At 70.7% G+C, this 20,093-nt stretch carries 24 protein-coding genes; 10 read left to right on the plus strand and 14 right to left on the minus strand.

All coding sequences use genetic code 11. From position 1 onward, the window contains the following. Nucleotides 1-26: 26 nt before the first annotated feature. Complete coding sequence (locus GEV43_RS33320; protein WP_160824058.1) at nucleotides 27-629, plus strand: ABATE domain-containing protein; 603 nt, start codon at nucleotides 27-29, stop codon at nucleotides 627-629. Nucleotides 630-731: 102 nt separating this feature from the next. Here the strand turns inward: GEV43_RS33320 and GEV43_RS33325 are convergent, their stop codons facing one another. Continuing rightward, nucleotides 732-1,808 carry a CU044_5270 family protein gene (locus GEV43_RS33325; protein WP_160824059.1) on the minus strand — a complete coding sequence of 359 codons (1,077 nt, stop codon included), beginning with the start codon at nucleotides 1,806-1,808 and terminating at the stop codon, nucleotides 732-734. Beyond that, on the minus strand, nucleotides 1,805-2,314 hold the full coding sequence (locus tag GEV43_RS33330) for an RNA polymerase sigma factor (RefSeq protein ID WP_309239977.1): 510 nt from the start codon (nucleotides 2,312-2,314) through the stop codon (nucleotides 1,805-1,807). Before GEV43_RS33330 ends, GEV43_RS33325 begins: the two co-directional genes overlap by 4 nt. Before the next feature lie 128 nt (nucleotides 2,315-2,442). On the opposite strand from GEV43_RS33330, the gene GEV43_RS33335 reads away from it, so the two are divergent. Then, nucleotides 2,443-3,183, plus strand: coding sequence for a methyltransferase domain-containing protein (locus GEV43_RS33335; RefSeq protein WP_160824061.1), 741 nt, complete (start codon nucleotides 2,443-2,445; stop codon nucleotides 3,181-3,183). Between the two features lie 162 nt (nucleotides 3,184-3,345). On the opposite strand, the gene GEV43_RS33340 is transcribed toward GEV43_RS33335, so the two are convergent. From GEV43_RS33340 to GEV43_RS33350, 3 genes are all read right to left on the minus strand, one after another. Beyond that, entirely contained in the window at nucleotides 3,346-4,596 is a 1,251-nt protein-coding gene (locus GEV43_RS33340; RefSeq protein ID WP_206681395.1) for a S8 family peptidase, read from the minus strand. Nucleotides 4,597-5,073: 477 nt separating this feature from the next. Continuing rightward, nucleotides 5,074-5,763 carry an SDR family oxidoreductase gene (locus GEV43_RS33345; protein ID WP_160824062.1) on the minus strand — a complete coding sequence of 230 codons (690 nt, stop codon included), beginning with the start codon at nucleotides 5,761-5,763 and terminating at the stop codon, nucleotides 5,074-5,076. 69 nt (nucleotides 5,764-5,832) lie between these two features. Beyond that, nucleotides 5,833-6,552, minus strand: coding sequence for a DsbA family protein (locus GEV43_RS33350; RefSeq protein ID WP_160824063.1), 720 nt, complete (start codon nucleotides 6,550-6,552; stop codon nucleotides 5,833-5,835). A gap of 106 nt (nucleotides 6,553-6,658) precedes the next feature. Here GEV43_RS33350 and GEV43_RS33355 point away from each other — a divergent pair, with 106 nt between their 5' ends. Beyond that, nucleotides 6,659-7,078, plus strand: a complete 420-nt coding sequence (locus tag GEV43_RS33355; RefSeq protein WP_160824064.1) for a helix-turn-helix domain-containing protein — start codon at nucleotides 6,659-6,661, stop codon at nucleotides 7,076-7,078. A 230-nt stretch (nucleotides 7,079-7,308) separates the two neighbouring features. On the opposite strand, the gene GEV43_RS33360 is transcribed toward GEV43_RS33355, so the two are convergent. Then, a complete protein-coding gene (locus GEV43_RS33360) occupies nucleotides 7,309-7,482 on the minus strand; it encodes a hypothetical protein (protein WP_160824065.1) in 174 nt (57 codons plus the stop codon). Between the two features lie 98 nt (nucleotides 7,483-7,580). On the opposite strand from GEV43_RS33360, the gene GEV43_RS55380 reads away from it, so the two are divergent. Both GEV43_RS55380 and GEV43_RS33370 read left to right on the plus strand, forming a co-directional pair. Continuing rightward, nucleotides 7,581-8,420 (plus strand): helix-turn-helix domain-containing protein, encoded by an 840-nt coding sequence (locus GEV43_RS55380; protein ID WP_206681396.1) that lies wholly within the window; start codon nucleotides 7,581-7,583, stop codon nucleotides 8,418-8,420. Nucleotides 8,421-8,484: 64 nt separating this feature from the next. Next, the gene (locus GEV43_RS33370) at nucleotides 8,485-9,066 is read left to right on the plus strand and encodes a dihydrofolate reductase family protein (RefSeq protein WP_160824066.1); all 582 of its coding nucleotides are present in this window, start codon (nucleotides 8,485-8,487) and stop codon (nucleotides 9,064-9,066) included. 166 nt (nucleotides 9,067-9,232) lie between these two features. Here GEV43_RS33370 and GEV43_RS33375 read toward each other — a convergent pair whose 3' ends face one another. From GEV43_RS33375 to GEV43_RS33395, 5 genes are all read right to left on the minus strand, one after another. Further along, entirely contained in the window at nucleotides 9,233-10,318 is a 1,086-nt protein-coding gene (locus tag GEV43_RS33375) for an NAD(P)/FAD-dependent oxidoreductase (protein WP_160824067.1), read from the minus strand. 186 nt (nucleotides 10,319-10,504) lie between these two features. After that, nucleotides 10,505-10,945, minus strand: coding sequence for a MarR family transcriptional regulator (locus GEV43_RS33380; protein WP_160824068.1), 441 nt, complete (start codon nucleotides 10,943-10,945; stop codon nucleotides 10,505-10,507). Nucleotides 10,946-10,991: 46 nt separating this feature from the next. Further along, nucleotides 10,992-11,939 carry a DUF4184 family protein gene (locus GEV43_RS33385; protein ID WP_160824069.1) on the minus strand — a complete coding sequence of 316 codons (948 nt, stop codon included), beginning with the start codon at nucleotides 11,937-11,939 and terminating at the stop codon, nucleotides 10,992-10,994. Between the two features lie 376 nt (nucleotides 11,940-12,315). Continuing rightward, nucleotides 12,316-13,002, minus strand: coding sequence for a hypothetical protein (locus tag GEV43_RS33390; protein ID WP_160824070.1), 687 nt, complete (start codon nucleotides 13,000-13,002; stop codon nucleotides 12,316-12,318). Nucleotides 13,003-13,225: 223 nt separating this feature from the next. Then, nucleotides 13,226-13,579, minus strand: coding sequence for a PadR family transcriptional regulator (locus GEV43_RS33395; protein ID WP_160824071.1), 354 nt, complete (start codon nucleotides 13,577-13,579; stop codon nucleotides 13,226-13,228). 264 nt (nucleotides 13,580-13,843) lie between these two features. Here GEV43_RS33395 and GEV43_RS33400 point away from each other — a divergent pair, with 264 nt between their 5' ends. From GEV43_RS33400 to GEV43_RS33420, 5 genes are all read left to right on the plus strand, one after another. Beyond that, nucleotides 13,844-14,587 carry a tRNA-dependent cyclodipeptide synthase gene (locus GEV43_RS33400; protein WP_160824072.1) on the plus strand — a complete coding sequence of 248 codons (744 nt, stop codon included), beginning with the start codon at nucleotides 13,844-13,846 and terminating at the stop codon, nucleotides 14,585-14,587. Further along, nucleotides 14,574-15,278: a hypothetical protein gene (locus GEV43_RS33405; protein WP_160824073.1), complete on the plus strand. Its 705-nt coding sequence runs from the start codon at nucleotides 14,574-14,576 to the stop codon at nucleotides 15,276-15,278. Before GEV43_RS33400 ends, GEV43_RS33405 begins: the two co-directional genes overlap by 14 nt. Next, nucleotides 15,263-15,781 (plus strand): cytochrome P450, encoded by a 519-nt coding sequence (locus tag GEV43_RS33410; RefSeq protein ID WP_160824074.1) that lies wholly within the window; start codon nucleotides 15,263-15,265, stop codon nucleotides 15,779-15,781. Before GEV43_RS33405 ends, GEV43_RS33410 begins: the two co-directional genes overlap by 16 nt. Before the next feature lie 103 nt (nucleotides 15,782-15,884). Then, nucleotides 15,885-16,481 carry a nitroreductase family protein gene (locus GEV43_RS33415; RefSeq protein ID WP_160824075.1) on the plus strand — a complete coding sequence of 199 codons (597 nt, stop codon included), beginning with the start codon at nucleotides 15,885-15,887 and terminating at the stop codon, nucleotides 16,479-16,481. Further along, nucleotides 16,465-16,803, plus strand: a complete 339-nt coding sequence (locus GEV43_RS33420) for a DUF6092 family protein (RefSeq protein WP_160824076.1) — start codon at nucleotides 16,465-16,467, stop codon at nucleotides 16,801-16,803. Before GEV43_RS33415 ends, GEV43_RS33420 begins: the two co-directional genes overlap by 17 nt. Before the next feature lie 287 nt (nucleotides 16,804-17,090). Here the strand turns inward: GEV43_RS33420 and GEV43_RS33425 are convergent, their stop codons facing one another. The 3 genes from GEV43_RS33425 to GEV43_RS33435 form a co-directional block, all read right to left on the minus strand. Further along, nucleotides 17,091-17,702, minus strand: coding sequence for an HD family hydrolase (locus tag GEV43_RS33425; protein ID WP_160824077.1), 612 nt, complete (start codon nucleotides 17,700-17,702; stop codon nucleotides 17,091-17,093). 96 nt (nucleotides 17,703-17,798) lie between these two features. After that, nucleotides 17,799-18,344, minus strand: coding sequence for an STAS domain-containing protein (locus tag GEV43_RS56535; RefSeq protein WP_375539071.1), 546 nt, complete (start codon nucleotides 18,342-18,344; stop codon nucleotides 17,799-17,801). 187 nt (nucleotides 18,345-18,531) lie between these two features. Continuing rightward, the gene (locus tag GEV43_RS33435; RefSeq protein ID WP_160824079.1) at nucleotides 18,532-19,137 is read right to left on the minus strand and encodes a DUF6221 family protein; all 606 of its coding nucleotides are present in this window, start codon (nucleotides 19,135-19,137) and stop codon (nucleotides 18,532-18,534) included. Nucleotides 19,138-20,093: the final 956 nt, after the last annotated feature.

Consider the following 20,093-nt stretch of genomic DNA (forward strand, 5'->3'; position numbering starts at 1 on the left):
ATAGGAACGCGAAGGAGACACGTCAAATGCTTGATGCGTGTTACAGCGAGTCGGCGGTCCAGACGGCCGTCGACCTCGCCAACACCTTGAAGCCGATCAAGGGAGAGGACGCGCTCGAGACCGTGGAGCAGCTCCGGGACTTCCTCGACGACCATCCCCAGGCCGGACCGGCCGGACCGGCCGGGCCTCCGGGTTCGGCCGCGGACCGAGCGAGCTGTCGGCCGCGGCTCACCCGCGCCGACCTGGCAGAGGTCCGCGCGTTGCGCGAGACGGTGCGCGCCGTGCTCGAACGAGCGGGCACCGACGCGGCCGGAGTCGCGGCCCTGATCAATGACGGCCTGCGTCGCAGCCGCGCCACCCCGGCGCTGCGCCACGACCACGACCGCTGGTGGACCGACGTCACCTCCGACAGCGACCGCTGCGCAGCGCACCTGGCCGCGACCACGCTCAGCGCACTGGCCTCCGTGATCGCCACGCTCGGCCCGGCCCGTCTCGGCGTATGTGCCGGGCAGAACTGCCGAGGCACCTTCGTGGACCTCTCGCGCAACGGCTCGAAGCAGTTCTGCACCCGAACCTGCGCACACCGGGCCAGCGTCGCGGCGTACCGCAGCCGGCGCGGCCCGCGTTGAGCGTCGGCACATGGCGCGGTCGGCTCCAGGGGCCGTCCGAGCGGGTGAGCAGAGACCGGAAGTGCGGATCGCGGCGGATCTCGCGTTCCGGATGTGACTCGGTCAGCGGCGCGCGCCTGGCAGTGGGCGCTTCGGTGGTTGGTCGGTCCAGCCGGCGGTCTGCTTCACGGTGAGGTACTGCGTGGTGCCGGGGGGAAGCCCGCGGTTCGTGGCGCCCGGCCGCACGACGACGGCGCGGGTGGCCATCACGAAGTCGCTGGACGGGCTGAGCAGGAGCTGCCAGTCGATGGTGCCGAGCGCGGAGGTGTGCTCGCGCAGGGCGACACCGACCGCGGGTCGGCCGAGCGGGTCACGGACCGTGCCGAGGCTGCGGACGCCCGGCAGTCCGGCCAGCATTCGATAGAGCGCGCCGCGTACCGCCGGGGACGGCGTCCGTGCCGGGGAGTCGAGCAAATGCGTGGCCTCGCGGAAGAGCCACGCGTCAGGGCGCGCCGGGAGACCGCCGTGGTCGCGGATCCAGGTCAGCATCGCCACCCGGAGCTTGGCCGGGTCTGCGGGCAGGCGTGCGGGGTCCCCTTCGAAGACGCTGTCTTCGGTATGTTCCGGTCCGTCCGGCGGATCGGGGATGGCGATGCCGGCGTCGGAGTTCTCGTTCGGGCCGGGCGAGCCGTCCTCCCGGTACGCCTTGGCGTCGGCCGCGCTGACCGGCTGGAGCCGTGCCCCCGCGAGGTCATGGGCGAGCACGGCGTCGCCGTCGACCGGGTCGCGCGGCCGCCAGGCCTCGGTGGGGATGGTGACCAGCAACGTGTACCGGTGTCCATTGTGGTCGCGGCGGAGAAGCTGGCCGACCTCGCCCTTGGCGTGCCAGAAGCGTTTGGTCCCGGTCCGGTCGGCGTGCTCGGCCGACGCCAGCAGCATCGCGTGCGCGGGTCCGGAGGTGACGTACCGTTGTTCGGGGATGCTCCGGGGTGCCAGTACGTGCCACAGCACCGCAGTGACGGCCGCTGCCGCGGCGACGGTCGGAAGGATCCACCTGAGCCGTGCACGAGGACGGGCGGGGGACCGGCGGGCCGGTTCGTCGATGATGCTCCGCAGCAGCGTCTCCTGCCGCGCGCCATAGGTCAGGTCGTCGGCGGCCACCGGGTCGGCGGCGGCGATCAGTGCGTCCAGGTCGTTCATCGGGTGGCCTCCTCCACGGGCGGGTTGTCGCTGGTGAGCAGGCCGGCCAGCCGCTTGCGGGCGCGGTGCAGGCGTACCTTGAAGGCCGGGGCCGAACACCCGGCCACGTAAGCGGCCATGCGGTGGTCCAGTCCCTCCCAGCTGATCAGCATCAGCGCCTCGCGCTCGCCGGGCGGCAGTTCCCAGAGCAGGGCTCTCAGGCGTACCTCCTCGACCACGCCCGGCGCGTGGTCGGGCTCGACCCGGTGGTGCGCCGCCAGGCGGCCCGCGAGGCGTTCCCGGCGCCGCGTCGAACGGCGGTCGTTGCTCAGGCAGTTCTGCGCCGTCCGGTAGAGCCAGGGCAGGGGATCATCCGGCAGGCGGTCGATGTGGCGCCATGCCGCCGTGAACGTCTCCGCGACCACGTCTTCCGCCTGCGCCTCGCCGGTCCGGCGGAGCACGTATGCCAGCACGTGCCCGTGATGCCGCCGGAACAACACCGTGAACCGGTCAGCTTCATCACCCACGAGATCGCCCCAAAGTAACTCCGACCCGAGATCGTTCCTGCTTCGTCTCTATAGGTCCGGCACCGGCCTCGTGGTTACATCGGCCCCCCGTGTTGACCGCGCTCGGCGGGCAGTGCTGGAGTCTGCGAGTGGACAGCATCCCCGCCAACCGGCGGTTCTGGAACCAGATCAGCAGCTCCTACCAGCACGAGCACGACCCGCGGATCGGCGCCGCGCCCCGGCTGTGGGGCATGTACGCCATCCCCGACGCGCACCTGCACGCTCTGGGCGACGTCACCGGCAAGCGCGTCCTCGAACTCGGCTGCGGCGCCGGCCAGTGGTCCAGGTCGCTCGCCGCCGAGGGCGCCACCGTGGTCGGGTTCGACCTGTCCGAAGCCCAGCTCACCGCGGCGGCCGGCGCGATGGGAGCGGCCCGCTACCCGCTGGTGCAAGGCGCCGCCGAACTGCTCCCGTTCGCCGCCGGCAGCTTCGACCTGGTGTTCTGCGACCATGGCGGGCTCAGCTGGGCGCCCCCGCACCTGGCCGTCCCGCAGGCCGCACGCGTCCTGCGCCGCGGCGGGCGCCTGGTGTTCAACACCGCCAGCCCGTGGTTCGAAGCCTGCTACGACGACACCGCGAGCCGCGTGACCACCACGCTGCACCAGGACTACTTCGGGCTGAACTCCATCACCGAAGGACGCGGCGCGACCAGCTACCAGCTCACCTACGGCGACTGGATCAGGACCCTTCGCGGCGCGGGCCTCATCATCGACGACCTCATCGAACCGCGGCCCGACCCCGGAACACCCAACGACTACAACAGAACCGACCCGCCCGACTGGGCACACCACTGGCCAGCAGAAATGCTCTGGATAACCCACAAACCCTAGACACACCGCCCGGACGTCGCGAGGACCCCGTCCGCTCAACACCGGCGACGCAACCGGTGAACAAACGTCCTACTTAGCCGTGCCGGACTCTGGCGTCGAGTCCATCGCTCGGCGAGGCCGGTGTCCTCGGGGCTTGGGCCTCACCAGGAGGCGTCGGCTGGCTTATCGGCGTATGGCGGGGGTGCCGAGGGTGGAGACGTTCAGCAGCAGGTTGGGGGAGCCGCTGCCCGCATCGGAGATGACGCCGGGCTGGGCCGCTTTCACCACCGCGTTGCGGGACTCCTGCGGGGTCGCGTTCGGGTGGCCCTCCAGATAGAGCGCGAGGGCCCCGGCCGCGTGCGGCGTGGCCATCGACGTGCCGCTCATCCACGTCGCTCCGGTGTCGGAGCCGTAGTCCGCGGAGACGATGTCGCCGCCCGGTGCGAACAGGTCCAGGCAGCGGCCGTAGTTGGAGAAGTAGGAACGCCAGTCGCCTTCGTCCGTGGACCCGAGCGTGACGGCCTCGGACACGTCGCCGGGCGTGTCGCAGCCGTTTCTGGAGTCGTTCCCGGCGGCGATCGCGAACTGGATGCCCGCGCGAATGGCGCCTCTGGTCGCTTCGCGGAACGCCTGCGGCTCCGGAACCGGGGGATCGGAGCCGATGCTCATGTTGCCGACGGCGGGCTTGCGGGCGTTCCGGGCGATCCACTCCAGGCCCTCGATGGCGTAGCGGTCGGGGGAGTAGCCGTCGCAGTCCAGGACGCGCACGGCGACGATCTGGGCGTCCTTGGCCACTCCGTACTCCTCGCCGCCCACGGTGCCGGCCACATGCGTGCCGTGGCCGTGGCAGTCCTGCGCGGTGGCGTCCTTGTCGACGAAGTCGTAGCCGTTGGACGCCCTGCCCTCGAACGTCCTGTGGCTGATGCGGACCCCGGTGTCCACGACGTAGACGGTGACGCCGGTGCCGGCGCCAGGGTAGGTGTACGCGCGGTCCTGCCTGCCGTCGACGCGGTCCAGGCCCCAGGACGGGGGATTGGGCTGCGTGCCGCCTCCGGCCGTGTGGACCATCACGCCCTTCTGCACGTACCGCACCGCCGGATCAGCGGCCAGGCGCCGAGCCTGCGCGGCCGTCATGTCGGCGGCGAATCCGCGCAGCACGGCGCTGAAAACACTCTGAACGGAGCCGCCGTAGCGGCGCGCCAGACTTTTCGCCTGGGCGGTCACCGGGGCCTGTGCACCGGGCGCGAGGGACGTTCCGCCCTTCAGCGCCACGATGTACTGGCCCTCGACCGTGCCGGGCGCATCGGCGTTGATCACGGTGCCCTCAGCCGCGTTCGCCGGACCGCCGAGGGCGCCGGCGCCCAGCAGCAGGACGAGCACGGCCAGGACCGACCAGGCCCTCGGGTGTTCACGGTTCCGCGGGAGCTCCATCATCCTCGCCTTCCTCCGTCATCCGTGGTGCGGACGATCGTGGGCGCCGGACGCCGAGGCATCACGCTAAGTTTCCGCTCGAAGGCGAACAACCCATTCGACATTGACAGAAATACACAGCAGGTTTCTGTTCGCCGCTTTCCAGGGGCCGCCACCGTCATCATCGACTCCCCATCGGTCAGGGCCGCCGAGACCGTTGCCCATTCCGAACACGGCCACGGCCCGACCACCCACGCACCCGCGGACCCTCCCACCGCGCGCCCGGGGAATGCCACCTTCCCCGCCCGCACCTCCTGGCCAGGCCGGCTGCGGCCCCCACACCGGGGTGGACGCCACGGGGCCGCTCGGTCCGCCCTGCTGTGGCCGATCGGCGGCGGTCGACGTCGTCGGCGATTCACTGGCCTCGGTGGACGGGGAGATCGCGGTCCGGCGGCGCGAGGTGGACGGGGACGCGCCGGTTCGAGTACGAGTACGGCCCGGTCAGGCGTTGAAGACGGCCTCGGGGCGGTCGCGGTTCTCGTGCAGGTCCCAGTACAGGGGGGCGATCTGCTCGGGCGTGGCGGTCGGGCTGCCTTCCGGGGCGGCCACGACGCCCTCGCCGATCCAGACGTTGATCGCCACGTGCCCGGCGTACACGCCGCTGCCCGCCAGTTCCTTGTTCAGGTTGATCACCCAGTTGCGCAGAGCCGCCTGGGCCGCGTTGGCGTTGCCGAACATCGGCACCGGGTCCACCGAGCCGCCGCCGGCGGTGAACAGCAGGGTCCCGGCGCCCGCCTCGCGCATCGCGGGCAGTACCGCCTGGGCCGCCGTGACGGCGCCGTAGAAGCCGTACTCGATCATTGGTTGCAGGTTGTCCACCGTGACCTGCGAAGGAGCGGCCAGGGTGAGGCCGGGCACCGGGGTGTGCGGGGCCGGCGAGTACTCCAGTACGTCGATGCCGCCGAAGCGGGCCCTGGCCGCGTCCAGGGCATCGGTCAGTGAGGCGCGGTCGAGGAGGTCGGCGGGGAACGCGGCGGCCGTGACGCCTTCCTGGCCGAGCCGGGCGACCAGCGTTTCCAGCTTCTCCTTGGTGCGGGCGATCAGGGCGACGTCGAAGCCGCGGCTGCCGAAGGTGCGGGCGATGGCCAGGCCCAGGCCGGGGCCGGCGCCGACGATGGCGAGAGTGGGCACAGTGAAGTCCCTTCCGTGTGTCGTGACCGCCGGGACATGCGGAGATCGGACGCCCGGCAGGCGGGTGGATCAGGTGCGGGCGGCGTGGTCGGCGGAGACCGCGCAGCCGTCCGGGCCGCAGATCGCCGCGTCGTCGCCGGCATCGAGAACGGTCGGGTGGGTCTCGTCCCAGACCTGGCGCAGGATGCGGAGCAGGGTGTCGGTGTCCTGCGCTCCTGCGAGGGCGTACCGGCCGTCGATGACGGTGAAGGGGGCACCGGTCGCCCCGAGCCGCTGCGCCTGGTGTGCGTCTTGCCGTACCTGACGGCGGTAGCGCCGCTCGGCGAGCACCCGGCGGGTCCGTTCGCGGTCCAGGCCGATCCTGCCGGCCAGGCCGAGCAGGTCGTCGAGCGTGAAGACCGACTCGGCTTCGCCGAAGTAGGCGCGGAACATCATGCGCCAGGCTTCGCGGTTCTTGCCTTCGGCGGAGGCGTGGGCCAGGAGCTCGTGGGCCAGGTCGGTGTTCCCGACTCGGTTGTCCAGGACGCGGTACGGGGCCAGTCCTTCGGCGGCGGCCATGCCTTCGATATCCGGTACGTCGGCCTGCCCGGGGACGACGCCGTACTTGGCCAGCAGAAACTCGCGCACGCTGAGCGTGCGGTCCTCGGGGAGGCCACTGCCCAGAGGGAACGAGCGGTGGACCACCTCTACGTCGCCGCCGTGCTCGAACCGCTCCACGGCCCGATCCCACCGATGGCCGCCCAGACCGCACCAGGGGCAGGTGACCTCGGACCAGATCTCTACTTTCATGTCCTGACCTCCAATTCCTACTGTTTGTTCGTAACGCCATGATGAGCCAGTATGGAAGGCGTTACAAAAGGCACATCGGTGTGCGTGACGGAGGGGAACGGGCGCCATGCAGGACAGCGCGGCAATCGGGATGGCGGCTTCGGTCGGGCCGTGCGCGAGCATCCCCGCCGACCACATGGACCTCATCCGCCAGGTGCTCGACCGGGTGGGCGACAAGTGGAGCATGCTGGTCATCGCCGTCCTGGAGGGCGGCCCGATGCGCTACACCGACGTGCAGCGCCAGATCCCGGGCATCTACCAGCGCATGCTGACCCACACCCTTCGCCAACTCACGGAGGACGGGTTGATCACCCGTACGGCCTACGCCGAGGTGCCACCGCGCGTCGAGTACGCGCTCGCCCCGCTCGGCGGCGGCCTGAACGAGATCGTCAAGCAGCTGATCGGCTGGGCGGCCGACCACCACGACGAGATCCGCGCCAACCGCTCCCGCCCCGGCGCCGCCACCTCCTCCGCGTCCCGGACCTGACCGGGCGTTTCGTCCCCTGCTTGCTTCCGGGTCAGGCGTCCCGCCAGGTGGGAGCGGACTCGCCGGTGAGGCGGCAGCTCAAGAGGCCGATGATCGCGAATGGATCATGGCGGTGGAACCGGTCGGCAGGGTCTCGTCGTCGCGGATCAGGCGGCGGCGCGGCATGGGGCCCGGCCCAGGGAGCGTTCGACCACCCAACGGCGTGACGGCGGGGTGAACCCCCGGACGCCTCACGGGCGTTGGACGATCCGCATGTCGATGCCGACCGCGGCGGCGTGCTCGCGGTAGCCGCCGTCCACCCGGATGGTACGGACGGCGGGCTGTTCGTCGGCGAACTGATTGATCAGAGCGGCTCCGGCGACCGAGTCCTGGACAGATGCGGCGGTGACCAGCACGGCCGGCAAGAGGCCGATGGTACCGAGTGGGAGGGGCCGTTGCTGGTGTAGCGCGAGTGGAGCGTTCCGGCGTGCGATGGCGGAGGGGCATCGGCGATGCTGTGCGCGTGGAGTACGTGTCCAGAGCGCCGCGACCGCCGTTGGACGGGCTGATCGACGACCTCTACTACCTGGAGGGTGCGCCGCCGTACGCCTGGCTGACGCTGCCGCCGTCGCCGTCGGCGCTGCTCATCGTCAACCTCGGGGCGCCGTTCCGCATCCGCGCCGGCACCGACGTCGAGACGGCCGAGTACGCCGACGGCTGCGTGGTCACCATGCCCACCCGCGCGTGGGAGTTCGGTTACCCGCTTCCGACCCGGTCCGTCGGCGTGCACTTCAAGCCGTGGGGGCCGGCGCCGTTCCTGCCGATGCCCGCGGCCGAGCTGTGCGACCGGCCGTTGACGGTAGAGCAGGTCTGGGGCCGGCCCGCGATCGCCGAACTGCGAGACCGGCTGGCCACGGCGGACGGGCCGCACGCGATGCTGACGCTGCTTGAGGAGGAGCTGATGCGACGGCTGTGCGAGACCGCCGGCCTGGGGCTCGTCCGCCATACGAGCAACGTCATCGCGGCCACCAGCGGGGCGGTGGCGATCGGCGACCTGAGCATGGCGGCCGGTGTCAGCAGCACTCATCTGGCACAGCGGTTCAAGGAGCTCGTCGGTGTCACGCCGAAGCGGCTGGCCCGCACCTACCGCTTCACCGCCACCGTGTTCGCGATCGACCCCGACGGACCGATCGACTGGGGCGGCCTCGCCGGTGGCGCGGGCTACTTCGACCAGGCCCATTTCGGCCACGAGTTCCGCGCGTTCACCGGGCTCACGCCGACCCGGTACCTGGAAGTCCGGCGACGGTTCCTGCGCGAGCATCCCGGCCACGTGCTGGACGGCTGGCCGCTGCCTGCCGATTGATTTCTTACAAGAACGCCAGCTCACGGCACGTTAATTTGGGCACCCCAAAGCAGAGGAGAGCCCCGTGGGCAAGGTGGTCATGTACAGCTCGGTGTCGGTGGACGGCTTCGTCGCGGACGACGATGACCAGCCCGGACCGCTGTTCGACTGGCTGACCAACGGTGACGTCCCGTTGGACGAGAGCGGCGAGATCAAGGTGTCGCGGGCGTCCTACGACCACACCCGGCCGTACTGGGACCAGATCGGGGCGACACTCGTCGGCCGACACGTCTTCGACATGACGGACGGCTGGGACGGGAAGCCACCGAGCGGGATCGACCACGTGGTCGTCGTGACGCACCGGCCGGAGCCCGAGGGCTGGGATTCCGAGGCGCCGTTCCACTTCGTCGACGGCGTCGAGGCGGCCGTGGCCAAGGCGCAGGAACTCGCGGGCGACCGCGTGGTCGAGGTCGCCGCCGGCGACGTCGGCGGCCAGGTGCTCGCCGCGGGCCTGGTCGACGAGGTGCGCATGGACGTCGTACCCGTCGTGTTCGGGTCCGGCAAGCGCTACTTCGGGTCGGTCCGCGCGCAGCACCTGTTGGAGGGGCCCGACGTGGTGATCCAGGGCGACCGGGTGCTTCACCTGCGCTATCGGGTACGCCGTTGACCGATCCGAGCGGTACGCGAGGAGGTCCACTGCGAATGGTGACGCGAGATAGCGCCTCCGGCCGCGTCCGCGCATCGCTGTCCCTGGTCGGGCAGCCGACGCCGCGGTCTCGCCCGGTCACCGTCTGAGGAAGGGGACGATCGTATGGGGTTGGTCGCTGTGCTCATCAGTTGGGTGTGAAGTCGGGGTAGAAGGCCGCGGCGGCGGTGGCGGTCTCGATGTTCCGCGGGAACAGCGCGGCTTCGTAGTCGCGGATGGCCGCGTCGATGTCCTCGGGCCGTTCGGCGATGGCGTTGCCGAGCTGTCCGGCGTCGAACAGCGCCCAGTTCGCTCCTTCGCCGTCCGGCGGCGCCAGGTGGGCGGCGTCTCCGACGAGCGTGACACCGGGTACGTGCTCCCAGCGGTGCCCGATCGGGAGCCCGTACAAGGGGCGGAAGACCGGCGGGATGTCGCTGTCGGCGATCAGCGCGACGAGTTCGGGCGCCCACCCCTTGAACATCGCCGCGATGGTGCGGGCGGTCGCGGGGCCGTCGTTGAAGTCGATGCCGTCGAACCAGTCGAGCGGCTGGTCGAACATGGCGTACGAGTGCAGGGTGTCCGCGCGTTCGCGCTGGACGCCGAGACCGATGCCGGCGGTCTCGTCGTAGGCAGTCATCGACCCGCCGCCGACCAGCGCCAGGGTGGCGGGGTGCCGGGTGTCGCTCTCGTACAGGTACGTCTCGACCATCGAGCGTCCGGCGTAGGCGGGCGTGGCGTCGGAGAGCAGCGGCCGGACCTTCGACCAGGCGCCGTCGGCGCCGATGAGGACGTCGGTGACGATCCTCGCTCCGTTGGCGAAGGTCACTTCGTGGCGACCGTCCTGGAGGGTCCGGACACTCTGGGTCTTGTGCCCCCAGACGACACTGCCGGCGGGCAGGGCCTCCAGCAGCAACTGCCGGAGCTCGCCGCGCTGCACCTCGGGACGGCCTCCGGCGGGGTCGTCGGGCCGGTCCGCCAGGACGGTGCCGTCGGGCGCCACGTCGCGGGACGCCTGACGGCCTTCGAGGACGAGGGACTGGAATCCGTCCATCAGGTCGGCGGCGCGGATCCCGTGCTGTCCGTTGTAGTCGTGGATGTCGAGCATGCCGCCCTGGCCCCGGGCCTGCGCGGACGCCTCCGCCTCGTACACCGTGGACGGGATGCCGTGGACCGCGAGGGTCCGGGCCAGTGCCAGTCCCGCGAGACCGGCACCGATGATCGAGATCTGAGTCATACGTGGGTTCCTTTGCTGCTGGTGGACGAATCGGCGGTCCGGCCCGCAGGACCTCCGGGTGCCGCACAGAGCACCAGAGGCGGGTCAGGGAGGCCGGGCGAGGCCGGACCAGAAGAGGCCGGGCGAGGGCCGGATCAGGGAAGGCCGGGTGAGGGCCGGGTCAGGGGAGGTCGGGCGGGGGCCGGATCAGGGGAGGCTGGGCGGCTCGATCCGGGATGCGAGCCGCCTCAACAGGTCGTGGAGCTGTGCCTGCCCAGCGGCGCCCAGCGGCGCGAGGATCTCGTCCTCGACACGGTCCATGGCCTCTTCGAAACCCTGGATCAGCTCCGAGCCCGCCGGGGTGATGTGGACCCGGCGGCTGCGCGTGTCACCGTCCTGCGTCCGGCGTTGTACGAGTCCGCGCCGTTCGAGCCCGGCCAGCAGCCGCGAGACGCTCGGCGCGCTGGTGCGCGTGGCCCGCGCGACGTCACGCTGGATGGCCTCCGGGTTCTTCGACAGGTACGCCAGCACGGCGCTCTGCTCGTGAGTGAGGCCGCGCTCCCGTATCCAGTCGTCGGCGATGCGCCGCTGCCCCCACACGACCCACCGCATCAGCTCCAACGTGCTCTCTCGCTCCACCTCGTTCACAGTTAACATGCTAACCATTGCAGAGCTAACTATCAAATCCGGACGCTCACACCTGGCACCCGGCACCCGGCACCGGTTCTCCGCTCCGGGACGTGTCCCTAGCGGGATGTCGTCGGCTACATGGCCGGTGGGTCAGGTGCCAGAGGGCGGCATACAGCGCCAGCGCGGCCGCGAGTGCGGCTCCGGCACCGGTGATCAGCAGTGACAGCTGGGTCTCGACCAGGGTGGTGCCGGTCAGGTCGCCGGTGTCGCCGGGCAGGTTGGCGGCCGCGCCGAGCACGGCCGCCGTCAGCAGTCCCGCCAGCACGCTCCATCGGATCGCGGGGGCCAGCGGCCGCTGCGTCCGGGGCGGGGTGGAAGCCTGGCCGGTCGCGTACGGCGAGCGAGGCGCGACTGTCATCTCAATGCCCTGCTGCCGGGCGTTCTGCGGCTGGTGCTGGTAGCGGCGCCACAGCCAGACCGCGAGGATCGCCGCTCCGGCCAGCGTGCTCAGGTGCTGTACGATCCGGCCGATCGTGATGTCGCCGGTGACGTCCGCGCGCAGGAACGCCACGTGGGCCACCACCCATCCGTCGTGGTGGGTGAAGGAGTCCCAGATCAGGTGGGTGAGCACGCCGATCTGGAGGGACACCAGCACCCACCACGCCCGCGTCAGCACCGCGCCGGCACCGTTCCGCGAACGGGTCCGGTGGGGTGGGCGTGCGGTCAGCCGGGCGGACATCCGGGGTGGTAGTAGCGCCACGACCGGGCGGCGCAGCAGCACGTACAGGACGAGCAGCCCGGCCCCCAGCAGCAGGTCCGGCCCCACCATGCCGGGGAGCGAATGGGTGTAGGTGGCGTTCACCAGCGGGTCCAGGGTGCGTTCCCACCCCGACGGCGGGCGCACGAAGTAGGCCGCGTCGGGCGCCATGGAACCGGCGGCCAGAGCCGACAGCACCAGCGGGCCGCGGGCCAGCGGCAGCACCGCGGCCGGATGGCACAACGTCAGAGGCACAGCAGACCCTTCACGAGAGACGAACGAGATGATCACGCGACCGCGCGGCAACGGAGTCGTCGGTACGCGAGCCGTCCAGCAGATCGGCTGACAACGGCCGTCCCAGGCCGGACTCGCTCTCGGCCTCGGCCTCGGTGGCCAGCCGGCGCGAGCAACGGCCGCCGCAGCAGCGGCGGCACCGCGGCGGGAGGAGACAAGGTGAACGGCACGCGCCGGGCCTTTCATTGCTCAGGCAGAACCAACCTCATAGTCCGTTCACCTGAATACTACGCTAAGCAGACTAATGAGCGAAGGGAGAGGCCAGCGCAGGCGAGGCAGGCGCGGCAGGTGCGGCAGGTGCGGCGCGAGATGGGGAGTGTGGCCGTGCTGGTGGCGATCAGCGCGCGGAGCCGACCTGGCGACGCAGGTGGACGGCCAGGGCCGCGAGCAGGGCGCCGACCGGCAGCACGGCCGCCAGTACGGCGGGAAGCAGGTGGTCCCCGGCGCTGGTGTAGGCGTAGGCGACAAAGGGCGGAGAGGCCACCGCCGTCGCCCCCAGTTCCCGGGCGCCCACCGAACGGTTGCGGACCGCGAGGATCACGCCCGCGGCGATCAGGACCAGCAGGGGCCAACTGCCGTAGTCGGTGCTGATCCCCGGCAGCGCACGCGCGTACAGCGCCGTCAGCGGGACCAGTACCGCCGCGACCACGGCGACCGCCGCGCCCGCCGCCGCTTCATCGCGGCGATCGGGCGGACACGCCGCCATCACCAGCGCGGTGATCGCCATCATCGCCGGGGTGAACACCGGGTCACCGAACGCCGGCCCGCTGATGACCGCGGCGGCCGCGAATCCCAGCGATCCCGCCGCCGCACACCACCGCCCCCGTCTCCAAGCGCCCGCGAGAGCGGCCGCCGCTGCGACCACGATCGCGACCGCGCAGCCCAGCAGAACGTTCCAGCCGTCCAGCCCGGCCTTGAGCTGGACGAGCAGGGGAGCGGGCGAGGCGACCAGGCCGACATACCAGCGCATGACGAAGAGGCCGCTCGCCGCCGCCGCGGTTCCCAACGCCAACGGCGCGGCCAAGGCGAAGAACCGTCCGGCGGGCGCGGCCGCCCCAATCGCAGCCGTGTCCGCAGGGCGTGGGCGACCAGCTCGACACCCTCCCGCAGCCGCGCCCTCCACGGCTGTCCGGCGGTCATCTCCCGGTAGGTCGCCATGATCTCCGCACCATGGGCCTGCCGATAGGCGGCCGGATACAGCCGTACGACGAGCTCGATCACACCCTGTTCGACCACGGCGCGTCCGGTCACGGCGTGATCGGTGGCGACGTGGCCGCCGAAGGCTTGGCGGCCAGGCGCTTGCGGGCCTCCCGAGCGGCCGCCGCCAAACGCTCGGCCTCCAGCCCCAGCCGCTCGCGCCCCTGCGCTGACAGCGCGAAGACGCGCCGGGCCCGACCATCGACGATCTCCTCGCTCGCGACCTCGATCAGCCCCTCGGCCAGCAGGCGGTCCAGCGCCCCGTACAGCGCGCCGGTCCGCAGCGTCACCCGGCCACCGGTCATCGCCTTGACCTCCTGGGCGATCGCGTACCCGTGACGGGGGACGTCCGCCAGGGCGGTGAGCACCACCAGGGTCGGCTCCTGCATCAAGCGTTCGTTCACCCCTTGACGATAGTCACCTCACCGGACTATCCCAAAGTCGATCACCGCTACCGAGGCCCCGCCCGGCACTCCCCGCACGGTCTCCCAGTACGGCGGCTCCGCCATGAGCCTCTAACCGCTCGGTGCCACAGCACGCGGGAGGGCCGAACACTTTGCGGCCTTCTCCGCGTGGAGGCGTCGTGTTCAGCTCTCAACATCCAAAGATTTTTACTCTCCGTATACATATGAATACTTAGAGTGGTTGTGGATGGTGGAGGTTTGATCATGTGTGAAGCTCCAGCGGACACCGCCACCGCATCCTTCGCGGTGACCCCCTACACCGACAACTGCGCGGGCCTGTACGAACGCGCCGAGCACGTACTGGTGGGCGTGAGCCCGGGCAACGGCTACTTCAACAAACCACGGCTGTCGGCGTTGCTGCGCTGGGCCGGGAGCAGGTTCGCCAGAGTGGACGCGATCGTGCCCGACGTGTCGTTGACCCACACCTACCAGGCCCTGGGCCAACCTCCCGCACTGGCCTGGAAGAACGCCCGCCACAAAGCCGGCAAGACCTGCCGCCGCGTCGCCCGCGCGTGGGACGAGATCGGCATCGACCGCACCCAGCAGCGCATCCACCTGCTATCGGACTTCGCCGACCACCCCCACTACGCCCGCCTGCGGGTCCACGCCCATCGGGCGATCGACGCCGACCCGACCCTGCGGAAGGTGTTCCACCAAGCCAGCCGCCAGGTCCTGACCGCCTACCTCAAAGGCACGGAACCCACCAGCGAACAGGTCGAGGAGGGCACCAACTACCTCGCCGCCGAGATGCCGCTGTGCCTGGACACCCCGGCCATCATCGGCGTGCCGTCCTCGGTCGCCGTCTACCACCAGCCGATGCCCATGATCGAGGCGATCTTCGCCTCCCCGCACATGGACGTCTCACCCCGGCAAGGCCACGCGATCGTCCGACCCCGGACCACCCCGCCCAACGACCGAACCGAAAGCGACCACGGTGACGACCACTGACCCAGTTCCCGCCTACCCGTTCGGCGACTGGGGATTCGAGCTGACCCCCCAGCACACCGCCGCGCGGGCGGCCCCCGCGCCGGCGTGCCGGGTGACCACCGTCACCGGGGACCCGGCCTGGCTGGTCACCCGCCACGAGGTGGCCGTACGGGCCCTGTCCGACCCGCGGCTCAGCATGCCCGCGGCCCTCGCGCCCGGCGCGCCGCGGCAGGAACCGCTGCCGCTGCGGGGACCCGAGGGCACCGGCGACGTCGTCACCGAGCTCAAACAGGCCGGCCTGCACCAGGTCGTCGCCGACGCGCTCGGGCCGCGCACCGTCAGGCGGCACCAGGACTGGACCACCGAGCAGGCCCGGCTCCTGCTCGGCACCCTGGTCCGCGGCGGCCCGCCCGCCGACCTGCACGCCGGGCTGGCGCTGCGGCTGCCGTTCGCGGTCGCCTGCCGCACACTGCTGGGCGACCTGGAGACCGACGAACTCACCCGGCTCAACACCTGGGCCGACGCCGCCCTGTCGTGGGGCCGGGACTCAGCCGGTACGAGCTGGCGGACCTGTCGACGGCACAGGAGAAGATCTACCGCTTCTTCCTGCGCCGCCTGCCCGACCTCACCACCGGCCCCGGCGACCACCTGCTCGCCAAGATCTCTGCCGCGGACGCCCTCGACCAGCGCGACCTGGTGGTCTTCGCCGTGATGATGTTCATGGCCGGATATCGGACCTCGGCCAGCTTCCTGGCCGGCGCGATCGTCACACTGCTACGCCATCCCGACACCCTGTCGGCCGCACGCGCAGACCCGGAGCTCATCCCCGCGATCGTGGAGGAACTGCTGCGCTACACCCCGATGGCCACCGGCGGAGCCAAACGCCTGGCCACCGCCGACACCGACCTGAACGGCCTGGAAATCAAAGCCGGCGAACTCGTCCTGGTCTCCCTGGAAGCCGCCAACCACGACCCGGCCGCCTTCTCCCACCCCGACACCTTCAACCCCGGCCGCGACACCTCCGGCCACCTCGGATTCGGCCACGGCGCCCACTTCTGCCCCGGCAACCGCCTGGCCCGAATGCAGATCCACGCCATGGTCACCGCACTGGCCGACCACTCACCCGCCCTCCGCCTAGCCGTCCCCCCACACGACCTGCGATGGGTGAACGGGGCCGCGTTCCGTACACCCCAGGCCATCCCCGTGACCTGGTGAGCCGGGGCCCGGCCCGGCACAGCACGAAAAAGGCCCCTTCCCCTTACCGGTAAACCGTTCGCCAGGGCGTCACGCCCTCGTCAGATGGGTCAGGTGAGCACACATGACCGCCCGCGCAAGAAACGCGACCCCGCCGTCCGGATCACCCCCACACGCACCGCCCGGATCCAGCCCGGACCCAGGCGGGGCGCTGCGGGTCCTGCGCACCCGCAGCGTCATCCGCGAGTTCACGGGCGAGCCGATCACCGACGCCGATGTCGATGCCCTGGTCACCGCGATGGTGGCCGCTCCGACCGGATCCAACCGGCAGGCATGGGCTTTCATCGTCATCCGGGAGCCGCAGCGGCTGCTGTCGGTACGCGCGTTCGCCCCCGGGGTGATCGGGACTCCGCCCCTTCTCCTGGTCGCCTGCCACGATCACTCCCGGTACACCGATGAGGACGACGCGCGCGTCGTCCGCGAGCTGGGCCGGTTGTGCGTGGCCATGGCCGTGGAGAACTTCATGCTCGCCGCGCACGCGCTCGGCCTCGGCGCCTGCCCCGCCTCCAGCTTCCTGCCCGAACCGATCCGGCTGCTGCTGGACATGCCCGCCCACCTCGAACCCGTTCTGCTGGTCTCCGCCGGGCACCCGGCCCACCCTCCGCAACCGTCCGAACGCCGCGACATCGACGAGGTGGTCCGCTATGACAGCTACGCCTGACCCCGCCTCCCGCGACACCGAACTCGCACGACTCGCCGCCTACCTGCTGGCCAGCAGCCGCTCCCTGCTGACCGAACCCGCAAGCTACGGTCCCATCCGGCTGATCGACGCGGCGCGCCGCACCCTGGCCCTGCTCGAACCCGACGGCGCCGCCAACCCGCACTACAACACCGTCAAAACCCGTATCGAGGACTCCCACCGCTCCAAAACACCGATCGACCTGCCCACCCTGCTCGACGAACTGTGCCTGCAAATGGCCCACGGCCTGAAAGGCATACACACCGCTCAACCCCAGACGGACGAGCACAGCGAACCGGCGTGACCGTCGTCCCCCCAGCGCGGTGACCACGGCACCACCGGGGTGGCCGCGGCACCGGCGGGGTGGCCGCGGCACTAGCGGGGTGGCCGCGGCACCGGCGGGGCGGCCGCGACGCGTTCGTCCCCGTCCAGACGCGACCACCCGCCCGGGCAACACGAGCCCCGCGCCTGCTCCGGCCTGCCACACCGCCGAGCGCCCGCATCGCGCCCGCAGAGTTGCCCCCGCTCCCGATCGGTGCGGTGAACGGCCACGCCGCCAGGCGAGCCCGAGCCCGAGCTCCGCCCGAACGATCAGGCTTCCGGCTTCACCACAGGCAAGCCGTAATCCCGGGCGAAGCGGTCCCACCAGATGCCGGGCGGCACCTCCTGCGCGGAGGCGGCCAGGCGTTTGCCGGTCTCGGTCCTGACCGCGTTGACCATGGAGGCGATCCACGGGCCGACCTGCGTGTTGCCGGCGACGGCGTACTCCCGCGCCTGCATCAAGCATTCGATCTTGTCGGCGTCTCGGCTGCAACGAGCCTCCAACGTCGCCTCGTCGGTCTTGGCCGACTCGTGCTCGCGGATCAATGCGACGACATGCTGGGCGAGCGCGTCGGGAAGACCTGCCACTTGTTCCACGGCGACCGCGACAGCGTCGGTCGTGGTCACGTACTCCTTCCCGACCGAGGGCACGTCCCCGATCCGGGTCTCCGGCAGGTCGTGGAACAGCCCCAGCGCCGCGGCGCGGTCCGGGTTGGCTCCCTCCTGAACCGCGATCACATAGGCCAGAACGCCCACGCGGAAACTGTGCTCAGCCACCGACTCCGGAGAGCTCACGCCCGCCAACTGCCACCCCGCCCGCGGCACCCGCTTGAGATGACCGGCCTCGTAGGCGAACGACACGATCGCAGAATCCTGATCCAAGCAAGCCTCCCCACCAGCACGGCGTCCCGTCGCCCCCAAGCCTCCCTGACCCGGCAACCGCCGTCCAACACGACAACCGCCGCCTGGCCCCGGCGGCTACCTCCCCGCACCCGCACGTGCCGCCGTACTAACTACGCCTGCACCCCACCCAGCCGCTCGGCGACCGCCCGGCCCCATCAGCGCACTGCTGAACCTGCTCACCAGCCTCCCGCCCAGCCCCGCCACGGCACGGCACGGCACGGCACGGCACGGCACGGCACGGCACGAGAACAGTACGCCCTGACAATCTCGGCAATGCGTCTCAGGCGGGCTCGGGCTCGGGGCGGCAGGCCCGGCCTGGGGATCAACGCCGACCAGAGCACTGAGGGCGTCCACGACGCGCACATGAGCGTCCACCCCGGTCCTGATCAGCAACTCAGCCAACCGCGGCCCGGGATCCACCAGCACCAATTCCCCGCCGACGACCTTCGCGCGCTTCCACAACCGAAGGAACGCGTTGAGCCCCGACGAATCACAGAAGGCCACCTGGGACAGCTCCAACGCGACCCGCGGCCCCCCATCATCCTCAGCAGCCTGCCGACCTGGTCGATCAACCCCGGAGCGGTGGCCACCTCCAGTTCCCCCTTCCCAGCGGCTGGGCATCGCCGGGCCGCATCCTGCTCATTGACCAGTTAGGCGCGTGGGCGGCACTGACCTGATCGGGAGCATCGGCCAAAAGGGGCTCGTCGGCAAGGCCGCGGCCTTCGAACGGCTGCGCGTCGACCTGGCAATTTGCGAGAAGAGCCCTTGCTGACACCCTCATCGAAAATCGAGGCACCATCATCCCAGATCACTGCTCTGCATATGGCTCGGCGAGGAGGTGCAGGATGGTTTGGTCGGCCTTGGCGGACAGGTCGAGGCTTGCCAGCATCTCGCGTCGGGCCGCTAGTTCGCGGAGAACGCGGCCGGGCCCGTATCGGGCAATTGCGAAGCCGTCTTCCGGGTAAACGGCGGTCTCCCAGAGAGGATGACCGTCACCGTTGACGACCAGGCCCTGGCCATCTTGGCGATCCACTTCGCGCCAGGCGAAGTCCAGGCCGGCTTCGCCGGCAGCCTCGCGGGCCAGGTGTTCCTCGTTCTGCCACTGCTCCAGCAAGGGGTCGGTGGCCGGGTCAGAGGGGACGCGGCGGCGGGGGAGGGGCGGCTGCCATGAGGGCCGGTAGCCGGGCATCGCGGCGTACGCATACGCCAGAAGCCGAAGGAGCGCCGGGCGTTGGGCGCAGCGGGCCCGGATCTCCTGGTTAACGCGAGGCCAGACGGCTGAATGCCGGGCGCAGGAACGCAGATGCCGATCGAGCGTCGGAGGCAACGGAGGACACTCGTCCAGATCCATCCGTCCGCCATATTTAGCGTCCGCAGCCAACTGGCGGTCGAGAAACGTCGTGATGAGGGCCAATAAGCACTCCTGTTATACAGGGCTTGCAGGAATTGCATGAGAGGGTGGCCGCGGGGGCAGGGTTGTAAAGGGCCTGTCAGTCGGTCGTGGCCAGTTGCTCACGAGAGCGAGGGCGCGAGTGGCATGGTAGACGCCTTGCGTTTGCGGCGGTAGTTCCGAAGGATGCCCCACCACTTCATGTGCGCGAAGGCGTGCTCGTCGCTTGTCCAGACCCTTTGTGAACGGTGTTGGTTTTCGGCCTGCTAGGTGAGCGTAACGCTGGCCAGCGGGGCGAGTGATCGGGCTTGCAAACCTCTGCACTCCTCCCACGAGACGGTCGACGGGCAGGACGTCGACCCCGGCGCGCACCTGACCCCTGCACGACGTGCTGGGAATCCTCGACGACTTGGACACCGCCACGCCCTGGATCATCATCGCAGCGCGTTCGGTCAGCCCCCGCCGACGCCGAACCCCGGCGGCGGCGAGTCCGGCTCCCTCGCCTCTGGCCTCGGTGAGCATCCGACGTAGGCGGAGCCCCAAGGGCGCTAGGGAAGAGGGCTTCGACCTAACCAAGACCGACGACCGGTACGCCAAGATCGGCCCGTACGCGGACATCATCTAGCCATCCGAGCGGGCCCAGCCCCCGCAGGTGCGTCGCTTGGGCGTGTTCGGCGCCGTCAGGATCGCCGAGGCGGTGGGACCCGTGGGCGACGAGCAGAAGCCGGACGGCGAGCGCGGTGCCGGTGGCGGCGCAGGCGCGGCGGCCTTGAGTCGTTCGGCCTGGCGTACTGAGGAACGGCTATATGGAACTGGATCGCCACGGCACCGAGTTGCTGTTCCAGACCCTGACCGTACGCGAGGAGAAGGCCGGCGTCGCGATCGCCTCCAACGAATCGTTCGGCGGCTCGACGGTCTTCTGAGCTTAGAGTACGTCGGCGACAGCGGCGAGCGCGGCGGCCACGCTCGCACACCGAGGA

The organism is Actinomadura sp. J1-007, assembly GCF_009793335.1.
Classification (GTDB): domain Bacteria; phylum Actinomycetota; class Actinomycetes; order Streptosporangiales; family Streptosporangiaceae; genus Spirillospora; species Spirillospora yumaensis.

Coding starts and splice junctions, on each gene's coding strand:
- GEV43_RS33320 (WP_160824058.1), top strand. CDS start 27: ATGCTTGATGCGTGTTACAGCGAGTCGGCGGTCCAGACGGCCGTCGAC.
- GEV43_RS33325 (WP_160824059.1), bottom strand. CDS start 1,808: ATGAACGACCTGGACGCACTGATCGCCGCCGCCGACCCGGTGGCCGCC.
- GEV43_RS33340 (WP_206681395.1), bottom strand. CDS start 4,596: ATGATGGAGCTCCCGCGGAACCGTGAACACCCGAGGGCCTGGTCGGTC.
- GEV43_RS33350 (WP_160824063.1), bottom strand. CDS start 6,552: ATGAAAGTAGAGATCTGGTCCGAGGTCACCTGCCCCTGGTGCGGTCTG.
- GEV43_RS33355 (WP_160824064.1), top strand. CDS start 6,659: ATGCAGGACAGCGCGGCAATCGGGATGGCGGCTTCGGTCGGGCCGTGC.
- GEV43_RS33375 (WP_160824067.1), bottom strand. CDS start 10,318: ATGACTCAGATCTCGATCATCGGTGCCGGTCTCGCGGGACTGGCACTG.
- GEV43_RS33400 (WP_160824072.1), top strand. CDS start 13,844: ATGTGTGAAGCTCCAGCGGACACCGCCACCGCATCCTTCGCGGTGACC.
- GEV43_RS33415 (WP_160824075.1), top strand. CDS start 15,885: ATGACCGCCCGCGCAAGAAACGCGACCCCGCCGTCCGGATCACCCCCA.
- GEV43_RS33420 (WP_160824076.1), top strand. CDS start 16,465: ATGACAGCTACGCCTGACCCCGCCTCCCGCGACACCGAACTCGCACGA.
- GEV43_RS56535 (WP_375539071.1), bottom strand. CDS start 18,344: ATGCCCAGCCGCTGGGAAGGGGGAACTGGAGGTGGCCACCGCTCCGGG.